The organism is Spiroplasma endosymbiont of Aleiodes alternator, assembly GCF_964031135.1.
In the GTDB taxonomy this organism is placed as follows: Bacteria; Bacillota_I; Bacilli_A; order Mycoplasmatales; family VBWQ01; genus Spiroplasma_E.
In genome coordinates, this window is the sequence record NZ_OZ035008.1 from 165590 (window position 1) to 187814 (window position 22225).

At 25.8% G+C, this 22225-nt stretch carries 24 protein-coding genes; 10 read left to right on the forward strand and 14 right to left on the reverse strand.

All coding sequences use genetic code 4. The features are described 5' to 3' along the window. Positions 1–49 precede the first annotated feature (49 nt). Positions 50–2224 carry a vitamin B12-dependent ribonucleotide reductase gene (locus ACQH20_RS01015; RefSeq protein WP_425377191.1) on the reverse strand — a complete coding sequence of 725 codons (2175 nt, stop codon included), beginning with the start codon at positions 2222–2224 and terminating at the stop codon, positions 50–52. Between the two features lie 641 nt (positions 2225–2865). Here ACQH20_RS01015 and ACQH20_RS01020 point away from each other — a divergent pair. The 8 genes from ACQH20_RS01020 (at position 2866) to ACQH20_RS01055 (ending at position 9058) form a co-directional block, all read left to right on the forward strand. Further along, positions 2866–3060 (forward strand): transposase, encoded by a 195-nt coding sequence (locus ACQH20_RS01020; RefSeq protein ID WP_425377192.1) that lies wholly within the window; start codon positions 2866–2868, stop codon positions 3058–3060. 50 nt (positions 3061–3110) lie between these two features. After that, the gene (locus ACQH20_RS01025; protein WP_425377193.1) at positions 3111–4055 is read left to right on the forward strand and encodes an IS30 family transposase; all 945 of its coding nucleotides are present in this window, start codon (positions 3111–3113) and stop codon (positions 4053–4055) included. Between the two features lie 153 nt (positions 4056–4208). Beyond that, positions 4209–5021, forward strand: coding sequence for a hypothetical protein (locus ACQH20_RS01030; protein ID WP_425377194.1), 813 nt, complete (start codon positions 4209–4211; stop codon positions 5019–5021). Then, positions 5021–5494 (forward strand): 23S rRNA (pseudouridine(1915)-N(3))-methyltransferase RlmH, encoded by a 474-nt coding sequence (locus tag ACQH20_RS01035; RefSeq protein ID WP_425377195.1) that lies wholly within the window; start codon positions 5021–5023, stop codon positions 5492–5494. The genes ACQH20_RS01030 and ACQH20_RS01035 overlap by 1 nt, the downstream gene beginning before the upstream one ends. Positions 5495–5506: 12 nt before the next feature. Beyond that, positions 5507–6178: a uracil-DNA glycosylase gene (locus ACQH20_RS01040; protein WP_425377196.1), complete on the forward strand. Its 672-nt coding sequence runs from the start codon at positions 5507–5509 to the stop codon at positions 6176–6178. Positions 6179–6288: 110 nt separating this feature from the next. Beyond that, complete coding sequence (locus tag ACQH20_RS01045) at positions 6289–7236, forward strand: hypothetical protein (protein WP_425377197.1); 948 nt, start codon at positions 6289–6291, stop codon at positions 7234–7236. Positions 7237–7255: 19 nt separating this feature from the next. Further along, on the forward strand, positions 7256–8380 hold the full coding sequence (locus tag ACQH20_RS01050; protein WP_425377198.1) for a bifunctional folylpolyglutamate synthase/dihydrofolate synthase: 1125 nt from the start codon (positions 7256–7258) through the stop codon (positions 8378–8380). Positions 8381–8512: 132 nt separating this feature from the next. Beyond that, positions 8513–9058: a hypothetical protein gene (locus ACQH20_RS01055; RefSeq protein ID WP_425377199.1), complete on the forward strand. Its 546-nt coding sequence runs from the start codon at positions 8513–8515 to the stop codon at positions 9056–9058. Between the two features lie 343 nt (positions 9059–9401). On the opposite strand, the gene ACQH20_RS01060 is transcribed toward ACQH20_RS01055, so the two are convergent. Continuing rightward, on the reverse strand, positions 9402–9533 hold the full coding sequence (locus tag ACQH20_RS01060; protein WP_425377200.1) for a hypothetical protein: 132 nt from the start codon (positions 9531–9533) through the stop codon (positions 9402–9404). Between the two features lie 6 nt (positions 9534–9539). On the opposite strand from ACQH20_RS01060, the gene ACQH20_RS01065 reads away from it, so the two are divergent. Next, positions 9540–10760 (forward strand): IS3 family transposase, encoded by a 1221-nt coding sequence (locus tag ACQH20_RS01065; RefSeq protein ID WP_281748226.1) that lies wholly within the window; start codon positions 9540–9542, stop codon positions 10758–10760. Positions 10761–11044: 284 nt separating this feature from the next. On the opposite strand, the gene ACQH20_RS01070 is transcribed toward ACQH20_RS01065, so the two are convergent. From ACQH20_RS01070 to ACQH20_RS01100, 7 genes are all read right to left on the reverse strand, one after another. Beyond that, positions 11045–11692 carry a nitroreductase family protein gene (locus ACQH20_RS01070; RefSeq protein WP_425377201.1) on the reverse strand — a complete coding sequence of 216 codons (648 nt, stop codon included), beginning with the start codon at positions 11690–11692 and terminating at the stop codon, positions 11045–11047. 102 nt (positions 11693–11794) lie between these two features. Then, positions 11795–13051 (reverse strand): elongation factor Tu, encoded by a 1257-nt coding sequence (gene tuf, locus ACQH20_RS01075; protein ID WP_425377202.1) that lies wholly within the window; start codon positions 13049–13051, stop codon positions 11795–11797. Between the two features lie 97 nt (positions 13052–13148). Then, positions 13149–15254 carry an elongation factor G gene (gene fusA / locus ACQH20_RS01080; RefSeq protein ID WP_425377203.1) on the reverse strand — a complete coding sequence of 702 codons (2106 nt, stop codon included), beginning with the start codon at positions 15252–15254 and terminating at the stop codon, positions 13149–13151. A 13-nt stretch (positions 15255–15267) separates the two neighbouring features. Beyond that, positions 15268–15735 (reverse strand): 30S ribosomal protein S7, encoded by a 468-nt coding sequence (gene rpsG, locus ACQH20_RS01085; RefSeq protein ID WP_342254102.1) that lies wholly within the window; start codon positions 15733–15735, stop codon positions 15268–15270. Positions 15736–15749: 14 nt separating this feature from the next. Next, a complete protein-coding gene (rpsL, locus tag ACQH20_RS01090) occupies positions 15750–16169 on the reverse strand; it encodes a 30S ribosomal protein S12 (protein ID WP_425377204.1) in 420 nt (139 codons plus the stop codon). A gap of 262 nt (positions 16170–16431) precedes the next feature. Then, complete coding sequence (locus tag ACQH20_RS01095) at positions 16432–17610, reverse strand: IS3 family transposase (protein WP_425376543.1); 1179 nt, start codon at positions 17608–17610, stop codon at positions 16432–16434. 94 nt (positions 17611–17704) lie between these two features. Next, the gene (locus ACQH20_RS01100) at positions 17705–18076 is read right to left on the reverse strand and encodes a spiralin repeat-containing protein (protein WP_425377205.1); all 372 of its coding nucleotides are present in this window, start codon (positions 18074–18076) and stop codon (positions 17705–17707) included. A gap of 254 nt (positions 18077–18330) precedes the next feature. Between ACQH20_RS01100 and ACQH20_RS01105 the strand changes: the two genes are divergently transcribed. Then, on the forward strand, positions 18331–18612 hold the full coding sequence (locus tag ACQH20_RS01105) for an HU family DNA-binding protein (protein WP_425377206.1): 282 nt from the start codon (positions 18331–18333) through the stop codon (positions 18610–18612). 148 nt (positions 18613–18760) lie between these two features. Here ACQH20_RS01105 and ACQH20_RS01110 read toward each other — a convergent pair whose 3' ends face one another. From ACQH20_RS01110 to ACQH20_RS01130, 5 genes are all read right to left on the reverse strand, one after another. Further along, positions 18761–20380: an MATE family efflux transporter gene (locus tag ACQH20_RS01110; protein WP_425377207.1), complete on the reverse strand. Its 1620-nt coding sequence runs from the start codon at positions 20378–20380 to the stop codon at positions 18761–18763. 461 nt (positions 20381–20841) lie between these two features. Then, positions 20842–21060: a hypothetical protein gene (locus tag ACQH20_RS01115; protein ID WP_425377208.1), complete on the reverse strand. Its 219-nt coding sequence runs from the start codon at positions 21058–21060 to the stop codon at positions 20842–20844. 12 nt (positions 21061–21072) lie between these two features. Further along, a complete protein-coding gene (locus tag ACQH20_RS01120) occupies positions 21073–21321 on the reverse strand; it encodes a hypothetical protein (RefSeq protein WP_425377209.1) in 249 nt (82 codons plus the stop codon). A 23-nt stretch (positions 21322–21344) separates the two neighbouring features. Continuing rightward, a complete protein-coding gene (locus tag ACQH20_RS01125) occupies positions 21345–21761 on the reverse strand; it encodes a transposase (protein WP_425377210.1) in 417 nt (138 codons plus the stop codon). A 196-nt stretch (positions 21762–21957) separates the two neighbouring features. After that, complete coding sequence (locus tag ACQH20_RS01130) at positions 21958–22221, reverse strand: transposase (RefSeq protein WP_425377211.1); 264 nt, start codon at positions 22219–22221, stop codon at positions 21958–21960. Positions 22222–22225 lie beyond the last annotated feature (4 nt).

Here is a 22225-nt window from a genome sequence, read left to right on the forward strand (position 1 = left end):
CCTTAAAGTATTTTTAACACAAAGGTTACAATTCTGTGTCTACTTTATTCTAGATGTTCACATTAACAGTTTTTGAAATTGAAGAATCAACTCAACGTTGAATAATACATTGTACATTAGCATGATCTTCAGGTGTTAATTGCATTGCTGAAACAAAAATATCTGGCAATGGTTTTTCTTTAAATTCTGGATGATACTGTAATCAGTCATTTACAATTTTTGCTTTTACTTCCATAAATTTGCCAAGTCTTCCTGAACGGAAATATGAAAAGGCAAAGTATGGTTCAAGTCCTGTTGATACACCAACCATAGTTCCAGTTGAACCTGTTGGAGCAACAGTTAATAAATGTGAGTTACGGATACCATATTTAAGAATATCATTTCTGATGTCTTCAGGCATTGTTTTCATGAATCCACTATTAATAAATGCTTCGCGTGATTTTAAAAATGGAAAACTTCCTTTTTCTTTAGCAATATTAATTGATGCACGATAAGCACTAGTAGTAATAGTTTCAAAAATTTTATCAACTACTTCATTAGCTTCTTTTGAGCCGTATTTTAGATTACTTCAAATTAGTAAATCATGTAAACCCATTACTCCTAGACCAATTCTTCGTTCACCAAGTGCTTGTTTTTTATTTGCTTCTAAAAAGTATGGAGTGCTGTCAATAACATTATCTTGCATACGAACACAAGTTGTTACAGATTTACTTAGTTCATCGTAAAGAATTTCACTTGTTTTTTTATTAACAAAATTAGCTAAATTAATTGCTGATAAATTACACACTGAATAGGATGCTAATGGTTGTTCACCACAAGGATTAGTAGCAACAACACGCATACCATATGCTTGAGCATTAGTCATTTCATTAGCTCTATCAATGAAAAAAATACCAGGTTCTGCTGAATATGTAGCAAAGAAATTAATTAAATCTCATAAGTCAGATGCATTAATTGTATAATAAGTTTTAATTGGGTAACCCATTTTTTCTCAATCATGAACATCACCAATTTTATTTCAATGTTCGTCATAAGCTTGTTTTTGACTTACAGTATAATTATCTAAGTCAGGGAAACGTAAATTTCATTTACCATTTGTTGCAACGGCATTCATAAATTCATCACTAATTGTTACTGAAATATTAGTTCCGGTTAAAAAATCACTTTTAATTACTTCTCAAGATCCACCAAGTGCTAGTTTATTTTTAGCATTTTCTATTATTTCTTCATTAAAAAGTTGTTCATTATTTAAGAATGATTCAAAAATATTACGATCTTGGTCACTAAGTACTTCAAATTTTAATTTTTTACTTGCTTCATCACGAATTAAACTTGATTTTGAATTTTCTTTTAACCATAATAAAATTTTTGCATTTTGCATTTTTGAAATAATAAATTCAATAATATCTGGATGTCAATCAGCTAGCATAATCATTTGTGCGCCACGTCGTGATCCACCTTTTTCTACTAAATGAGTTAATGTAGATAAATCGTTTAATCAAGAAACAGCTCCTGAAAATTTACCACCAACTGTTTTAGCAACAGTACCTTTTGGTCTTAGTGTTGAACCATTAGAACCAACAACAACACCATGTGACATAATTTCCATAACTTCTTGACGATGGGCAGCAATTCCACTTCGTGAATCATGAATAAAAGGCATTACGAAACAGTTAAAAAAAGTAACATCAGAATCACTACCAGCCCCATATAAAACTCTTCCAGCAGGTACTATATTTAGCGATTTTAATTGTTCATAAAATTGGGATAAATAAATAGATCTTAATTTTGGTGATTCTTTTGTAGTTAATGATTTACTAACACGATAAGCAATTTGTTCATAAAATAACTCTAGTGGTTTTTCAAGTTCATATTTTTGTTTGTGGATAATGCCAGCTTTACCAGAAATTTTTATTAGTTCAGGATCAATTGAGCCGAGGTATTCATCTTCAATTTTGATAGCATAAACTTGATTTTCTAATTCTTCAACAACATAACCAATTCCTCTAGTTGGAAAAATAGCATCTTCACGGATAATACTAATTACCAAATCACCTGGTTTTAAAGAAATTAAATTTTTATCTTTTTGTGCATAACGATCAAGCATTACCATTCTTGATACACCTTCATGAGTAATTTTATAATCTTTTTCTATTGTTTTTAAATGTGTAAAATGCTTACTAATATCTTCATTTAAATTATTTTTTAAACTTTCACTGTACATAAAAATTCACCTGACCCTTTACAAATTTATTCTTATTATAACAATTGATAAATTTAAAATCTAAATTTACATTGTTAGTAACTTATTATTTATTTCAGAAAATAATACGCTTTAAAATAATATCATAATTTATTTTATTAAAAATTTATTTTTTGAAATAAATAAATTCAAATTTAATATTATATAGTCAATGCTAATAATCTTACAAATTAATTTTTCTTAGTTATAAATTTATTTTTAATAATGCATTTTATTGTTTGTGGTTCTAGGTTATTATTGCCTACTATATAAGAAATATTTTTAGATTTAAAAATTTATATTTTTTTATCATTAAAAAAAATCTTTTTATTTCAAATACAAATAAAAAATAATAAAATATTGAATTATCAAATATATTTAAATTAATATTTTTTTTGTTTTAATCATTCTTTAAGTTTTGAAAAAAACTAGTAAATATCGACAAATTTAAACTTTTTTGTAGAATTAAACTCAATTAAAAGTTTAAATAATTTTTGATATTTATGGTTATAGTTAATATATTATTTTTTTATTCATTAATAAAATCTGGATGGGTTCCACTTTATTGGACACTAATTACGTAGACAAGTGAACAAATTAGTTAAAAGAAAGGAACTATAATTATGGCCAATATTAACTCATATTCAGATGAATTTAAAAAACAAATAGTAGCTTTATATCAAAGTGGTAAGTCAGTGTCTTGTCTTGCTAAAGAGTACAATGTTACAAGAGCAGCTACTTATAATTGAATTAAGCAATTTACTAATTCAGGTAGTTTTAAAACCTGAATTGTAAAATTAAAAAGGACATTTATATAAAAATTAAATTGTGTTAATTCTATAATTAAGAAAAGAAAGGAATTAGCACAATGTATAAGTATCTGACTATTGAATCAATAATAGCAATAAAAGAATATAAAAGTTATGAATTTTCAATTCGTAAAATAGCAAAAGCTGTTGATTATAGTAAATCAACTGTACATAGAGTTTGCAGATTATTAAATCAAAACTTATTACCATTAGAAATATTGAATCAAATTCAAAAAAAGAAGCAAAATGCAGGTAGAAAATTAATAATTTTAACTTTAACAGAAATTAATACTATTAATTATTTGTTAATTACTAAAAATTATGCGCTTGATATAATTGCTAATTTTTTAAAGGAAAATAAAATAAAAAGTATTTCAACAAAAACTTTATATAACATGTTTAAAACAAATCGAATGGGTTTTGATGAAAATAACTTATTGAGAAAAGGAAAAAATAAACCTCATAAACGAAAAGAAACTAGAGGACGAATTAATAATTGTAAATCTATTCATGAAAGAAATTTAATCATTCCTAATATTAAAAATATACAAGAATTTGGTCATTTAGAGGGTGACACTATCATTGGTAAAGATCATAAAAGTTCTATTATTACTTTAGCTGATATATGATCAAAAACCACAATTCCTTTAGTTTCTAAAAATCATAAAGCAGAAAATATTACAAAAAGTATAATAAAATTTATTTCAAAGTTACAAAAAGGAACAGTTAAAACTATTACTTTTGATCGTGGTAAAGAATTTAGTAAATGAAAATTAATCGAAAAAATTTGCAATGTTAAGATTTATTTTGCAGATCCTGGCAAACCTTGTCAAAGAGGTTTAAATGAAAATAATAATGGTATTTTAAGAAGATATTTACCAAAATCTACAGATCTATCTTTATATAAACAAAAAGACTTAAATTCTATAGCATTTCAAATTAATTCTACACCCAGAAAATCACTATCTTATAAAAGCCCAATAGACTTAATACAATTATTTTAAAAACTGTCCCATTTGTCCCATTTATATTTACAATTCAGGTTTAAAAAATGTATTTTTACCTATATGAATTTCCTTTTGTTTTTTATAAAAAAATAAGTTACAATTCTTAGTGAATATTTAATTATTATTTAGATTAAGGAGAATAACAATCAAATGCGTAAATTAATCACTTTATTTTCAACACTTAGTTTACTTTCTTCTTCTGTGAGTACTATTGTGGCTTGTGGTACTGGAGATGGTTTAAAAATTCAAGCAAATTTTGAAAACGAGCCATCAAACAAAGAAGGTGACCCATTAGTTGATTATGTTTATAATAAATACTATCAATATGATACTAAACTTTTATACAAACCACTCGCTGCATTTATGCAACTAGCAGCAGACAAAATTAGAATTGATCGTAATGCATTAGAAGTTACAGATGCCGCTAGGGATTTTTACAATAGTGACCAATATAAATCAGGTAATTATGAGAGTATTAATTATAATGTTAATAATGATCCAGAAAAAGTAATGAATGAACCATTTAGTTGTAAAGATGCAAATGGAAGTCTTTTAGTTTTTGATTTAACTGATAATGATATATCTAAACAGCAATATTATGGTTATTGATATGTTACATATGAAACAGCAACAGAAGCAGAAAACCCTTCAAAAGTTGCTAAAACTAGTATTGTTTCACCAAAAATTACTGACTTTAAAGATGATAAAAATAAAACTATTATTAAAAAAGGTTGAATTCACTTATTCTTTATAATGAAAGATTCAAAAATGAATAAGACTTTTAAAATTGATTTTAATATTCAAATTGATGTAATTTTTAGTTTATGAGTTGATAAAAATAAAAAAGAAATAGTTGTTATTAATCCAAATACTATTGATAAAGCTTTGGGTGATGTTGATTTTCGTAACCCAGATAAAGTGGTTCATGAAAGAATAAATAACATGGCTTTTTCAGAATTATAATGATAAATATTAAAATTGTTTGTATTGGCCAGTTGTCACAGACATATTGAAAATCAGCCGCCAAAGATTATTTAAAACGAATTAAAAAGCGAACTAATATTGAAACAAAAAATATTATAGAATCTAAATTAAATTCAATTCCTAATAATATTAAAATTGAAACCAATAAAATCACCGAATACATATCAAAGAATAATGATTATCAGTGATTTTTATTAGATTTATCAGGACAATTAATAAGTAGTGAACAATTATCACAGATGATTAATAAAAATCAAATTTATCAACAAGGTAAAATTGGTTTTATTATTGGCGGTAGTAATGATGTAGCACAAATATTAAAAGACAATATTAATTTAATTAAAATTTCCTTTGGTAAAATAACATTACCTCATCAATTATGTTATGTTGTTTTATTAGAACAAATATATCGTTCATTACAAATACTTAATAATCAAAGTTATCATAAGTAGTAGGTGAAAAAAATGTATAATAAAACTTTATTTGTTGATTCCTCATGATTAGAATTTTTTCAACAAGAATATAAAGAAGCATATTTTACTAAATTATTAGAAGATATTAAAAAGGAATATCAAACTTATCTTTGTTATCCTCAATGAGAAGAAATATTTCAAGCTTTTAAAATAACTCCTTTATCAAAGGTTAAAGTAATAATATTAGGTCAAGATCCTTATCATCAGCCAAATCAAGCTCATGGCTTAGCATTTAGTGTTCAAACAAATACTCCATTACCATCAAGTTTAAAAAACATTTTTCAAGAACTAAAAAATGATTTAAATATTGAAAAAGATAATGATGGTAATTTAACAACTTGAGCTAAACAGGGAGTTTTGCTTTTAAATACAACTTTAACTGTCAGACAAAGTCAACCTAATAGTCATTTACAATATCAATGAGTAACTTTTACTGATCATGTTTTATCATTTTTAAATTTAAACTGTACTAATCTTGTTTTTATTTTATGAGGTAAAAATGCAAGAAATAAAAAAATGCTAATTGATACAGAAAAACATTTTATTATTGAGAGTGCACATCCTTCACCTTTAAGTGCTTATAATGGTTTTTTTAATTCAAGACCATTTAGCAAAACTAATAATTGATTGATTTCAAAAAATAAAACTCCCATTAAGTGATAAAAATAAAAAAATACTAATTTTATTATATGTATTTAAGCAAACAATGTTATGATATATTTGTTAAAATTAATATAGTTTTAAAGAATATTTCGGGAATGGTGGTTATTTAAATGCCCAATAATTTAATATTTAATCACATATTTTCTCAACGATATGATTTAAATACCTTAAATTTATTTAGTAGATCTACAGCTATTTATTTAATTATTACTTTAAGTAGCATAATGTTAGCATATATTTTAATGAATAGTTTTTGAAAATGATTTCGTAAAGATAAATATAAAGGTGTTCGTTTTACTACTAAAAATATTGCTTATATAACAATGTTATCTTCAGTATCAGTTGTGGCAACTATTATTGTTTCTATTACGATACCCATTACAGTATTACCACCAATTAGAATTGCTTTTGAGGGTTTAATGATTAAAATAACCGGTTATATGTTTGGTCCAATTATAGGTATTATTTGTGCTGCAGTAACAGATATTTTAGTAATGTTATTTGTTCCTTCATATATTAGCGTTTATTATATGTTTTGTATTATTTTTACTGGTTTTTTGGCAGGAATTGCTGGAATATTTAAAGTAAAACTAAAAGATTATCCATGAGTTATTTTTGCTTTAATTAATTTTTTTATTATTTTCTTTGCTGGTGGCGGCATGTATATTGTTATTTCAAGTAAGCAATCATCATATTCTATGTCAGGAATTATTGTTAATAAATATGTTCTGGCTAGTATTATGGGTGGTGGTGGCATTATTGGCCTATTAAGTATTTATAGTTTTTTATTTTATTATTTATTGAAAAAAGAAATTTATAGAATTAAAGAAATTTTACCAATTATTTTATTAGCGGTAGTAGCTGAGTATGTAACAACAGTGCTTATAGCCTCCTATGCTGATATGACTTTATTTGATCCTAATGCCAAGGATTATGGAGTAACAGCAATTATGAGAATTGTGCAAGCACCTCTTAAAATTATAATTAATTCAATTATAATTTATGTGACTTGAAGAACCGTTAATCCTTTAATTAATATTGATAATAATAATTATTAAATAAAAGGATTTTAAAAATATGAATGAAGAATTTTTTAAAAAAATATCTAAATATTCAAATAAAGATTGTTTAAAAAAATTAAAAATTATTAGTCCAAAATATTTAAACAATAATATTAAGTATATTCATGTAACTGGAACAAATGGTAAAGGTTCAGTATCACGTTTAATTTTTGCTATATTATCACAAACCTTAAAACAAAAAATTGGTTTATTTACTTCTCCCCATATTGAGTTTGTTAATGAACGAATTATTGTTAATGATAGAATGATTAGTAATCAAGATTTAGTTCGTATTAGAGACTTGATTTTTGATGATATTGAATATTATCAATTAGGTTTTTTTGGTATTTTAACTTTAATTGCATTAATTTATTTTCAAGAACAAAATGTGCAATGAGCAATAATTGAAGTTGGGATTGGTGGAAAAATTGATCCTACAAATATCATTGATGCAACATATGCTATTATCACTTCAATTGGTAAAGATCATCAAGATAGACTTGGTAAAACTATATCTGAAATATTACATCAAAAATTAGGAATAGTAAAACCAATGACAAAAAATATTTTTATTTCAGGTAATTTAAATAATAAATTAAAAAAGCAAATTGATATGGAAGGTTATAAACCTATATATTCTCCAAGATTAATCAACCAACCATACTATCAAGAAAATAAAAAATTAGTTTTAACAGTAATTTCAAAAACATTTTTAGAAATTAATATTAAACAAGCTTTAAAAATCATTAATGATACTAATATTAGATTACGATTTGAGAAATATCAAATTAATTATAAAACTATTTATTTTGATGCTGCTCATAATATTGATGGTATTAAAGCATTAATTAAAACGCTAAAAATTAATAAAATTATTCCTCAACAAATTATATTTTCTTGTTTAAAAAATAAATATCCACAAAAATTAATTAGTTGTTTAAAAAAAGTCTCAGATAATATTATTATTTGTAGTAATAGTAATTTAAATAGTATTACTGGTGAATTTTTTGATTATCAAAAAATGATTGAATGTAGCCCTCATAAAATAATTTTAATTACGGGTTCTTCTTATTTTTTGGCAGATGTTTATAATTTTTTAAGAACAAAGAAAATAATTATGATAAAAAAGGGTGGTAATTAAATGAATGTGTTGTTATTGAATATAATTAGTGGAGTGTTAATTTTAATTACTTTTTTATTGATCACAGTTTTTGATTATAAAGATAATAAAAAAAAGATAAAGCAAATAAAATTTATTTGCTTAAGTGGAATAATGTTAGCATTAGCTGTTTCTTTAAATACAACAGGTGCTTTAATGTTAAAAAGTTTACCATTTTCTAAATATTTTGAAATTAAATTGGGTAATTTTATATTAGTTTTAATTGGTTTCTTTTGTGCTGGAATATTAGGGTTTCTTAGTGGTATTGCCAGCGATTTTTTAGGTTTATTATTTAGTACTAGTGGTGCATCACCATGTTTATTTTTTACTTTTACTAGTATTTTATGATGTATATTACCTTACTATTTAGTATTAAATTTTAGTAAAATTTATTATAGTAAAAAGACATTTTATTGATATTTGCCAATTGCTTATGCTATTACTTCATTAATTATTACTGGTACTAATCCTATTGCATTAAAAATATTATTTCCTAGATTATCATCTTTATGATTAATGTATTTTCCATTAAGAGTTATAAAATATCCTATTGATTTAACGGTTAATGTTTTTTTAATTATTACTTGTTATTCTGCATTAAAGAAAACTTTAAATTTAGAAAATCAATTTAAAAAATATTATTTTGCTACAGATCCGTAATCTTTACAATATAATAGAGTATCTGAAGAATAAACCAAAAAATAATTATTTAATTAAAATTTCTGATATTTTTTGTAACATTTTTAAATTTATCTCTTTATTGAGAATATATTAAATTAATAGTAATTTTTTAATATTACTATTTTAATTTTAATAGCATGTTTATTTTTATTGATATAGAAATCATGTAAAATGATTGTATTAAAATATTAAAGATTAGGTGGTAAACATATATGAAGAAATTACTAAGTAGTCTAGCAGTAGTAACTTTAATTGGAGTAACAAGTATAAGTGTCGTCACTTGTGGTGGAGAGACTGGGGACTTTCCTAAAAACTGTGTTTTTTAAATAAATTTTAGTTGTAAAATCAGTAAGTTACACAGATTGCTGGAAAGTCCCAAAGACTGAACATCTAGAATAAAGTAGACACAGAATTGTAACCTTTGTGTTAAAAATACTTTAAGGAAGGTGTTCATTTTTTTATGGCTAAATGACTATCAAAAGAAGAAAAGTTAAAAATAATAAAAATAAGTAAAATTAAAACAATTGATAAAACCGCATTAGAGTATGGTATTGGTCGATCATCAATAAAAGAATGAATTAAAGCATATAAATTATTAGGTGAAAAAGGTTTAGAATATGGCAATGGAATTCGTGCTAAAAAAACCAAAAGAACAGGTCGACCCAAATCTTTAAATTTTAATGAAATGACAAAACAAGAATTAATTGAATATATTGAGGCAATGAACGATATAAAAAAGTATTTAGAAAAATCGACAAAAAAGAAGAAATATTTTGTGATTTTCTCATTGAAGAAAAAATATCAGATTAGTTATTTATGTTGATTATTAAATGTTTCAAAATCAGGATATTATAAGTGAATTAAGAATGGAATGAATGAATTTAATAAATGAGATACATTTTTAGCTAATATAATTAAAAATATTTTTTATGAATTTCAAGAAATTTATGGTTATAAAATGATAACTTTATGAATTAACAAAATTTATAATTTAAAATTAAAATTTCATATTGTATATAGATATATGAAAAATATGAGTTTAAAAGCTAAGGTTCGCATAAAAAAATTTGATTATAGAACTAAATCAGGAAGTTTAAGATATGATAATTTATTAAAACGTGATTTTTCAACTACTAATTTAAATGAAAAATTAGGTACTGATATAACTTATTTATTAACTAATGGTAAAACATATTATTTATCAATTGTTAAAGATTTTCATAATAATGAAATATTAGATTATAAAATAAGTGCAAGTTTAGACATGACATTTGTTGTCCAAAACATTATCCAAGCTTGAGTTAATGCTCAAAAACCTACTTCATGAATTTTACAATCAGATCAAGGATTTCATTATACAAATCCTTCTTATAAAATTTTATGTGATGAATTAAAAATAAAAATTTCAATGTCTAGAAGAGGTAATTCCTGTGATAATGGTGCTACTGAAACTTGATTTGGAACAATGAAAACAGAATTTCTATATCAAATTCCAAGAAAAAATAGAACTATTGAATGAATACAAGACAACTTACCTAAATATATTTACTTTTATAATAATTATCGACCTCAAATAAAATTAAAAGGAATGAGTCCAATCGAATATCGATTAGCTCATTCCAAACCAACAAATAATTACTTCATACCTATAAATTTAACACTTACAAACGCTATTTTATAAAATTTAATAAAAGGTTACTTTTATTGTCCACTTTTCTTGACAAGTTCAACGCTTAAATCTTCTTTTTTATTAATAATTAATAATGCAATTGAAAAAATTTTTTCAAAATCATGAACATACGAATTGTTCTTTTTTTTATGTAATAAATTACGAAAAGTCTCAAAATCAAAAATAAGAATTGGATATTCAATCTTATCTAAAAATTTACCAATAACATTAATATTTAATTCAATATCTAAGTTATTTATTTTTAATTTTTCTATTGAATACCTTTTCTAATACATTTATTTGATAAGCGTACTGATTTCACTAACTTCATTTTTAATAATTTTAGTTTTTGATGGATAACCATAACCAGCAGACACTAAAATTGTAACATGATACTTATTAGGTTCAATAATCTTATTTGATTCTAAGTAAGTTAATAATTGTTGTTCATTAAAACCACCTAATACAACATTATCAATTTCATGAGCAGTTAATAATAATAAAAGATTTTGTAATAAAATAAAAGTTTGACATTGTGCCCAATGATTTATTTGTGTTTTTTTGTCATGATCAAAGAAATTATTAAATGTTGATTTATAAATTTCGTATTGTGGTTTTGTTAAATTACGTCTTTTCATAACAGTATCAACAAATCATTGATTACTAGTATTGAAATTTTCAGCACTATAACTTAATAAAATAAATAAATGTGAACAAGTACTAACTTGTTGTTGATTATTTATTATTGGTTGCAATTGTGTTTTAATTTTAGAATTACTAATAACTAAAATTTTTCATGGTTCTAAACCATATGAAGATGCGGTATGACGCACATAGTTAAGAATATCGTTAATTTTACTATCACTAATAATTTTACTAGGATCATAATTACGAATTGATTTACGATTTAAAATTAGACTTTCCAGCTCTTTAACATAAGGCATTGATTTGTCATCTCTTTTCTATAAATTAATTTTACTACTAAAATATTTTTAATTAAAAATCTTTATTCTCTTTTGAGAATAAAGATTTTTAATTTAATGTGATTATTTAATAACTTCAGTAACTTGACCGGCACCAACAGTTCTTCCACCTTCACGGATTGAGAATTGAGTACCTTTCTCAAGGGCAACTGGGTGAATTAATTCAACAGTAATAGTAACGTTATCACCTGGCATAATTAATTCTGATTTTTCACCTTTATTAATAAAGTCTCCCATACTTCCTGTAACATCAGTTGTACGGAAATAAAATTGTGGTCGATATCCTGGATTAAATGAAGTATGACGTCCACCTTCTTCTTTAGTTAGAATATAAACTTCACCTTTAAATTTAGTATGTGGAGTAACTGATCCTGGTTTAGCAATAACTTGTCCACGTTGAATATCTTCACGTTTAACTCCACGTAATAATACTCCAACGTTATCACCAGCTTGTGCTTCATCTAATAATTTTCTGAACATTTCAATACCAATAACAACAACTTTTTTAAGACCTTTGTTAATACCAATAATATCAATTTCATCATTAACTTTTAAAGTTCCACGTTCAATTCTTCCAGTAGCTACTGTTCCACGTCCAGTAATAGTGAAAACATCTTCAACAGCTAATAATACTGGTTTATCAACTTCTCTTTTTGGTGTTGGGATTCATTCATCCATTGCTGTTAATAATTCTTTAATTTTTTCTTCTCATTCTTTTTTACCATCTAATGCTCCTCTTGCAGAACCACGAATAATTGGTGTATCATCACCTTCAAATTCATACTTAGTTAGTAATTCACGAATTTCCATTTCAACAAGTTCTAATACGTCATCATCTACACTTTCCATATCACACTTATTTAAGAATACAACAATTTTTTTAACTCCAACTTGACGCGCCAATAGAATGTGTTCACGTGTTTGTGGCATTGGACCATCAGTTGCAGAAACAACTAACACTGAACCATCCATTTGAGCTGCACCTGTAATCATATTTTTAATGTAGTCAGCGTGACCTGGACAGTCAACGTGTGCATAGTGACGAGTTGGTGTTTCATATTCAACGTGAGCTGTATTAATAGTAATACCACGTGCTTTTTCTTCTGGAGCAGCATCGATAGAAGCATAGTCCTTAAACATACCTTTATATCCATCTGCTTCATGTTTTGAACAATAACTAGTAATTGCAGCAGTTAATGTTGTTTTTCCGTGGTCAACGTGACCAATTGTTCCAACATTAACGTGCGGTTTTGTACGTTCAAATTTTTGTTTTGGGCCTGTTGATACAGGCTTTGATTTTTTTACTTCTTTTTCTGCCATTTTTGTTTCCTCCTGAAAATAATTAATACTTATTTTTATTTAATTAAATTAAACACTAAGATAATTTTAAAGTAAAGTTATTATACTTTCAATTAAATTATTTTTTTTTAGTAATTCTTCCTTTTTGATATTTACCAGCAACTGCTTCAGCAACTGATTTTGGTGCTTCTTCATAGTGTGAAAAAGACATTGTATATGTTCCACGTCCTTGGGTCATTGAACGTAATTCAGTAGCATAACCAAACATTTCAGATAAAGGAACTTTAGCTTTAACAACTTTACTATTACCACGCATTTCATCTGCTTCAATAGTACCTCTTTTACCAGAAATTTTACCAACAATAGAACCATAATATTCATCTGGGATAATAACTTCAACATTCATAATTGGTTCTAATAATACTGGTTTTAATAAATCTTTATTATCTTGTAAAGATTTAGAAGCTGCAATATTAAAGGCACGTTCTGAAGAGTCAACAGGGTGAAATGAACCATCATATAATGTTGCTTTAACGTCAATAACTGGATATCCAGCAATTAAACCATTAGCTAATGATTCAATTAATCCTTCTTGTACTGGTTTAATGTATTCACGTGGCACTTTACCACCAACAATTTTATCAACAAACTCAAATCCTTTATCTGGATTTGGTTCAAATTTAATAATAACATGTCCATATTGGCCGCGACCACCTGATTGATGAATATATTTACCCTCAGCGCACTCACAAACTGCTTTAATTGTTTCACGATAAGCAACTTGTGGATTTCCAATGTTAGTTGCTACTTTAAATTCACGTTTTAAACGATCAGTTAAGATGTCTAAATGCAGTTCTCCCATTCCTGAAATAATTGTCTGTCCTGTTTCTTTGTCTGATGAAACACGGAATGTTGGATCTTCTTCTGCAAGTTTTTGTAAACCTAAACTCATTTTTTCTTGATCAGCTTTTGTTTTAGGTTCAAGCGCTAATGAAATAACTGGTTCTGGAAATACCATTTTTTCTAAAATAACTTCATGTTTTTCATCACATAATGTATCACCAGTAGTTGTATCTTTTAAGCCAACAATAGCAGCAATGTCACCAGCATAAACCTTTTTAATTTCGGCACGACTATTGGCATGCATTTGTAAAATTCGACCAACACGCTCTTTTTTTTCTTTAGTTGAGTTTAATACATAACTACCAGATTCTAATGTTCCCGAATATACTCTAAAAAAAGTTAATCTTCCAACAAAAGGGTCAGTCATGATCTTAAATGCCAACGCTGAGAAAGGTTCTTCATCATTAGAATGACGTTCTACTTCTTTTGATGAAACAGGTAATATTCCTTTAATTGCAGGTACATCTAATGGTGAAGGCAAGTAATCAATAACTGCATCTAACATTAATTTAACACCTTTATTTTTAAAAGCACTACCACATAATACTGGGAAAAACTCAGCAGCAATTGTTGCTTTACGAATTACTGTCTTAATTTCAGCAACCGTTACTTCTCCTTCAGCATATTTCATAAAGAAATCATCATCAAAGTGAGAAAGTGCTTCTAATAATTCCTCACGTCTACTTGCAATAACATCTTTAAGTTCTTCAGGAATTGCAATTTCTTTATAATCCTCATTTGGTTTACCATCAAAATGGTATGTTTTCATCTCAATTATATCAATAATTCCATCAAAAGCATCTTCTGCACCAATTGGTCATTGAATTGCATGAGCATTAGCACCAAGACGATCTTTTAATGTTTGAATTGAATGAGCAAAGTCAGCCCCAATTTTATCCATTTTATTTGCAAAAACAATTCTTGGTACATTATACCTAGTTGCTTGATTTCAAACAGTTTCAGTTTGTGGTTCAACTCCAGTTTGCGCGTCTAATACAGTAACTGCTCCGTCTAAAACTCTTAATGAGCGTTCAACTTCAACAGTAAAATCAACGTGACCCGGAGTATCAATAATATTTATTCGATTATTTCTTCAAACAGCAGTTGTTGCGGCTGAAGTAATAGTAATACCACGTTCTTGTTCTTGTTCCATTCAGTCCATAGTTGCAGCACCTTCATGTACCTCACCAATTTTATGAATTTTACCAGTATGGTATAAAACTCTTTCTGTTGTTGTAGTTTTACCAGCATCAATATGAGCCATAATTCCAATATTTCTAGTATTTGCTAGTGAATATTCTCGACCTGATTTTTCTGTCATTTTCTCTCCTTTATTATCATTTATAGTGAGCAAAGGCTTTATTAGCTTCAGCCATACGATGAATTTCATCACGTTTTTTAATTGATGAACCATTACCAGTAGCAGCATCCATAATCTCAGCTGCAAGTTTATCTTGCATACTATTACCATATCTTGCTTGTGAATAAGAAACTAATCAACGAATTGCTAAAGTTATCTTACGAGTAGCACTAACTTCAATAGGAACTTGATAGTTTGCACCACCAATTCTTCGAGTTTTAATTTCTAATTGTGGTGTAATATTAGCAATTGCCTTTTCAAATACTTCTAATGGTACTTGTTTGGTTTTTTCTCCAACAATTTTAAAAGAATTATAAACAATTTTTTGAGCTACACTTTTTTTACCATCAATCATAATGGCGTTAATTAATTGAGTAACAATTTTTGAATCATAAATTGGATCAGCAACTAATTCTCTTTTAATAGCTTGATTTTTACGCATTTAGTTTTACCTCCTTATTTCTTATCTTTTGGTTTTTTAGTTCCGTATTTAGAACGACCTTGATTACGATTTACTACTCCGGCAGTATCAGAATACCCACGAATAACATGGTATCTAACTCCAGGTAAGTCTTTAACTCTCCCACCACGGATTCCAACAATAGCATGTTCTTGCAAATTATGACCTTCTCCAGAAATATAAGCAGTAACTTCCATACCGTTAGTTAAACGAGCACGAACAATTTTTCTTAAAGCTGAGTTAGGTTTTTTTGGTGTTCTTGTAGTAACTACAAGCGCTACACCTTTTTTTTGCGGACTGCTAATTGAAGAAGTTGTTTTTGTTAATGAATTATATGAAACATTTAACGCTGGTGATTTAGATTTGTATTTTTTATTTGTACGTCCTTTACGTAATAGTTGGTTCATTGTTGGCATTAATTGTTAGCCTCCTTTATGATTTTAAAAAATTAATTATATACACAATTCCTAGTGTATCAAAATTTAGTCCAATAAGTATAATACCATTTTTTAATAGTAATAGTCAAATAAATTTTGAAAAATAATTAGAAAAAAATGACACAATTTAAATTGTGTCATTTTAAAATAATGAACTTGTCAAGAAAAGTGGACAATAAAAGTAACCTTTTATTAAATTTTATAAAATAGCGTTTGTAAGTGTTAAATTTATAGGTATGAACTAATTATTTGTTGGTTTGGAATGAGCTAATCGATATTCGATTGGACTCATTCCTTTTAATTTTATTTGAGGTCGATAATTATTATAAAAGTAAATATATTTAGGTAAGTTGTCTTGTATTCATTCAATAGTTCTATTTTTTCTTGGAATTTGATATAGAAATTCTGTTTTCATTGTTCCAAATCAAGTTTCAGTAGCACCATTATCACAGGAATTACCTCTTCTAGACATTGAAATTTTTATTTTTAATTCATCACATAAAATTTTATAAGAAGGATTTGTATAGTGAAATCCTTGATCTGATTGTAAAATTCATGAAGTAGGTTTTTGAGCATTAACTCAAGCTTGGATAATGTTTTGGACAACAAATGTCATGTCTAAACTTGCACTTATTTTATAATCTAATATTTCATTATTATGAAAATCTTTAACAATTGATAAATAATATGTTTTACCATTAGTTAATAAATAAGTTATATCAGTACCTAATTTTTCATTTAAATTAGTAGTTGAAAAATCACGTTTTAATAAATTATCATATCTTAAACTTCCTGATTTAGTTCTATAATCAAATTTTTTTATGCGAACCTTAGCTTTTAAACTCATATTTTTCATATATCTATATACAATATGAAATTTTAATTTTAAATTATAAATTTTGTTAATTCATAAAGTTATCATTTTATAACCATAAATTTCTTGAAATTCATAAAAAATATTTTTAATTATATTAGCTAAAAATGTATCTCATTTATTAAATTCATTCATTCCATTCTTAATTCACTTATAATATCCTGATTTTGAAACATTTAATAATCAACATAAATAACTAATCTGATATTTTTTCTTCAATGAGAAAATCACAAAATATTTCTTCTTTTTTGTCGATTTTTCTAAATACTTTTTTATATCGTTCATTGCCTCAATATATTCAATTAATTCTTGTTTTGTCATTTCATTAAAATTTAAAGATTTGGGTCGACCTGTTCTTTTGGTTTTTTTAGCACGAATTCCATTGCCATATTCTAAACCTTTTTCACCTAATAATTTATATGCTTTAATTCATTCTTTTATTGATGATCGACCAATACCATACTCTAATGCGGTTTTATCAATTGTTTTAATTTTACTTATTTTTATTATTTTTAACTTTTCTTCTTTTGATAGTCATTTAGCCATAAAAAAATGAACACCTTCCTTAAAGTATTTTTAACACAAAGGTTACAATTCTGTGTCTACTTTATTCTAGATGTTCATAATATATATTAATTATTTATGCAATAGTATCTGTAAGTGTAAATGTTCCTGAAATTTTATCACCTTGTTCTGTAACTGTAAATTTAACTTCACCAGCAACTTGTTTATCTTCTTTTTTCTTATCATTAGTTAAAGTAAAATCAGTACCTACACTAACATCTAATTTAGTTGTTTTTTTAATCGCTGCTGCAACTGCATCAGTAATTTCTTTATTAGTATTTAAATCACCAAAAGTTTTTTCACTATCTACTGCTGTTTTAAGATCATCAACTTTAACATCTTTAATATCTTGCTTAGCAGTTTGATCACCACAAGCTACAACTGAAGTAGTAGCTACTATTGTTAGGGTTAATGCACCCATAAGTCTTAATAAATTTTTCATTTGCATATCTTAGTACCTCCGAAATAGTTATTTACTTATTTTTTGAATTTTAACATACAAGAAAATGAATGTAAAGATTTTTTGCTTTGCAGTTGTTAATTAACATATAAATTTATATGTTCAAATCTTATTTTTTTACTAGTCTTTGATTTTCATTAAATAAGGTTTTTTTAAAAAATGTTATATAATAATAAGTATCATTTAAGGCATGTTTTTATAGCATACTTATGGTAATTGGTGAAGAAAGGGTTGAAAATTTTATGCAAAAAAGTCAGATAGCACGAGCTGTACAAAAAAAATTAGAATTATCAGAAAAAGAATACAAAGAAGTGTTAGAATTTATCTTAGATAAAATTGCTACTGCTTTAATTAAAGGAGAAAAAGTAACACTACGTAACTTTGGAACTTTTACTATTAAATACCGCAAAGCTCGACCGGGAGTAAATCCACAAAATTCAGAACCGATGACTATTCCTAGAAAGCGAGTAGTTAAATTTAATTCTTGTAAAGCATTAAAAAAAAGAGTTAATGAAGGTAAATAAATATTTTATTTTAGGAATGACTTCAATCAAATATAGATTGTATATTCATTCCTTTTAATTTATAAAATTAACAACCTTTTTTAATCTTAAATAATTAAAAAATACTCTGTTTTAAATGAGTATTTTTTATTTTCTTCATATATTAATATTAAGATATATTTTTATTAACTACTTTTTTTTCTGATAAATTAGATATTTGAGTTTTTTTATCTTTAGTTGTATGAATAAATGGTTTAGATTTTCAAAATGTATAAATTAATAATGGTAATAATATAAAAGCAGCAAATAAATCAATAAAGCCAAGAAATAAATAAAAATAAAAACCATTATGAGAAACATGTGCAACATAATATCCTAAACCTAAACAAATAATTGGCATTATAATTGTTCGTTGTAAACTAGCAAATAATGACAATTTACCACGATTAATTGATTGATAGAAAATAACAGCAACATAATGTAGTGTAGCTAATGGATAAAAAGCAAACTGCATAATAATATAAACTTTAAAGAATCTTGCCATTTCTAAATCTACGCCAAAGAAATTCATCATATATTGCCCTGCTATTACTACTAATAATACTGAACCAATTAGCAACAATAAAAGTAATAAAGTTAAACGTCACATCAATTGTCAAACACGACTAAAGTCCTTTGAACCATAAACATAGCCAATTAATGCTCTTGCTCCCTGCGTAATTCCAATAATAGGTGCATTAATTAAAATTAACCAAGGCATAATACCACCATATAATTGAACAAAAACCGGAATACCAGTACTTCCTCCACCATGATAGTCTGGAGGTGGCAATGTATTTAAAATTTTAGTAGTAACCATTGCCAAAATACTTTGGGCAATATTTTGTAGTAAAGAAGTTGCACCAATTAATAAAATGCCCGTTACTATTACTCATTTAAGTTTTAAGTGTGCTACTTTAAATCTTAAATTATCGGCACTATATCAAATAATACCTATTGAAAATAAATTAATGCTTGCTCAAGCAATAATAGTTGCATATGCAGTGCCTTCCATTCCTAATTTACCAGGAATAACAAAAATAAAATCTAAAGATATATTTACTAAACAAGCTGCAACATTAATTAAAATTGTTCATAACATCATTCCTTCACTACGTAACAATGAAACTAAAAAATAAGCAAAAAAAAGTAATGGTGTAGCAAGAATTAAAATTTGTGAAAATCTAACTGCTTCTTTAATTATTATTTTCCTAATTACTGGATTACTTCCAGCATCACTTCCAGCTTGAAATTCAATAATACTCTGACAACTAAAATACATAATGATCATAAGAACAATAGAAACTAAAAAAGATAATAAAAATCCATTTCCTAAATATTCTGACATTTGTTCTCGTTTATTTTGACCATATGCAATTGAAAACTTAATACCTGTTCCAGTTGCAACCATTAAAGCAAAGGAAACCATCATTGAAGAAGGAACAGCAGCATAAGTAGTAGCAATATTAATAATTTTTAATGCTTGTTCAGCAGTTATCATTATTCCTAAATTTTGATAATTATTATAACGATCAATAATACTTTGTCCACCTCATTGTGTAGCAATTCATTTATCAAAAATTTGATAAGTAGAAAAAATAATTACAGCAATTAAAGGTGGTGTGACCATAATAAAGATTGCTTTTCATGGATTTGCCGTGCTAAAAATAGCTTGTCTTTTCAACTTGTTTATTGAATTTCTTTCTGTTCTTTTATTGAAAGTAACTTTAGCAAGATTTTCTTTTTCCATAATATTATCCTTTCTAACAAAATTAATCTAATTAATATTATATTTTATAAAAGCTCATAACCAAAATATCTATTGCTGTCAAAAATAAAAAACATGTTTAGTATTTTAAAAAATGTTAGAAGAAAAAAATTAAAATATAAATTTTTATAAAAAATATAATTACATTATAACCTAATAATAAATAAATATTTAAAAATAATCTCTTTAATTTATTTTTATTTAAAAACTATCATTACTTCCAATTGAAAAAACAATTGGTATTTTATTAGTTTTTCACTTAGTTCCTGTATGAAAATCAGGAGTAATAATAACATAAACCATATCAACTTGTTGATAATAGTTATTAATTACATATTTAGCAAATTTATCACTAAAATATTGAATTGTGAAATTACCAGTTAAAGGATCACTCTTTAATTGATTAGAAGTATTAATACCGTTCTTATTAATTTGTTGATATGTTAAATTAGGATTAATAATATTGGATCCATTCCTGATAAATCCTTAATTGTATTTAAATCAGAACGCTTATCTGTTAAAGTTGCTTTCAAAATGGGTGTTGTTCCTGTTCAATAATGATCATTAACATCTGCTGTAATTTTAACTCAAATATCACCAGCAACCTGTTCTTCATCATCTGCTGCCACTTTTCCTTCTTCATCACTAAAAATAATTAACAATAAAACCAGCAGCTAGTTGATGTTCTTTAAATACATCTGCTGTATTATAAAATCTTTATTAATTTCACCATAAGTTGCTCCTAGTGTAAGTGTAAGTTTGATATTGTTTTCTTTAGTTGTTCTGAATAATGATTTTGATATTATTTGTAAATTTTTATGATGATAATTAATATTATTATCTAATTCACTAGTAATTGATAAATTAGTTGTTGTGATAATTCTTGTAATAACAGTTATGAACTTGTCAAGAAAAGCGGACAATAAAAGTAACCTTTTATTAAATTTTATAAAATAGCGTTTGTAAGTGTTAAATTTATAGGTATGAAGTAATTATTTGTTGGTTTGGAATGAGCTAATCGATATTCGATTGGACTCATTCCTTTTAATTTTATTTGAGGTCGATAATTATTATAAAAGTAAATATATTTAGGTAAATTGTCTTGTATTCATTCAATAGTTCTATTTTTTCTTGGAATTTGATATAGAAATTCTGTTTTCATTGTTCCAAATCAAGTTTCAGTAGCACCATTATCACAGGAATTACCTCTTCTAGACATTGAAATTTTTATTTTTAATTCATCACATAAAATTTTATAAGAAGGATTTGTATAGAGAAATCCTTGATCTGATTGTAAAATTCATGAAGTAGGTTTTTGAGCATTAACTCAAGCTTGGATAATGTTTTGGACAACAAATGTCATGTCTAAACTTGCACTTATTTTATAATCTAATATTTCATTATTATGAAAATCTTTAACAATTGATAAATAATATGTTTTACCATTAGTTAATAAATAAGTTATATCAGTACCTAATTTTTCATTTAAATTAGTAGAAAATCGGGACTTTCCTAAAAACTGTGTTTTTTAAATAAATTTTAGTTGTAAAATCACTAAGTTACACAGATTGCTGGAAAGTCCCAAAAAAACGTTTTAATAAATTATCATATCTTAAACTTCCTGATTTAGTTCTATAATCAAATTTTTTTATGCGAACCTTAGCTTTTAAACTCATATTTTTCATATATCTATATACAATATGAAATTTTAATTTTAAATTATAAATTTTGTTAATTCATAAAGTTATCATTTTATAACCATAAATTTCTTGAAATTCATAAAAAATATTTTTAATCCTGAATTGTAAATATAAATGGGACAAATGG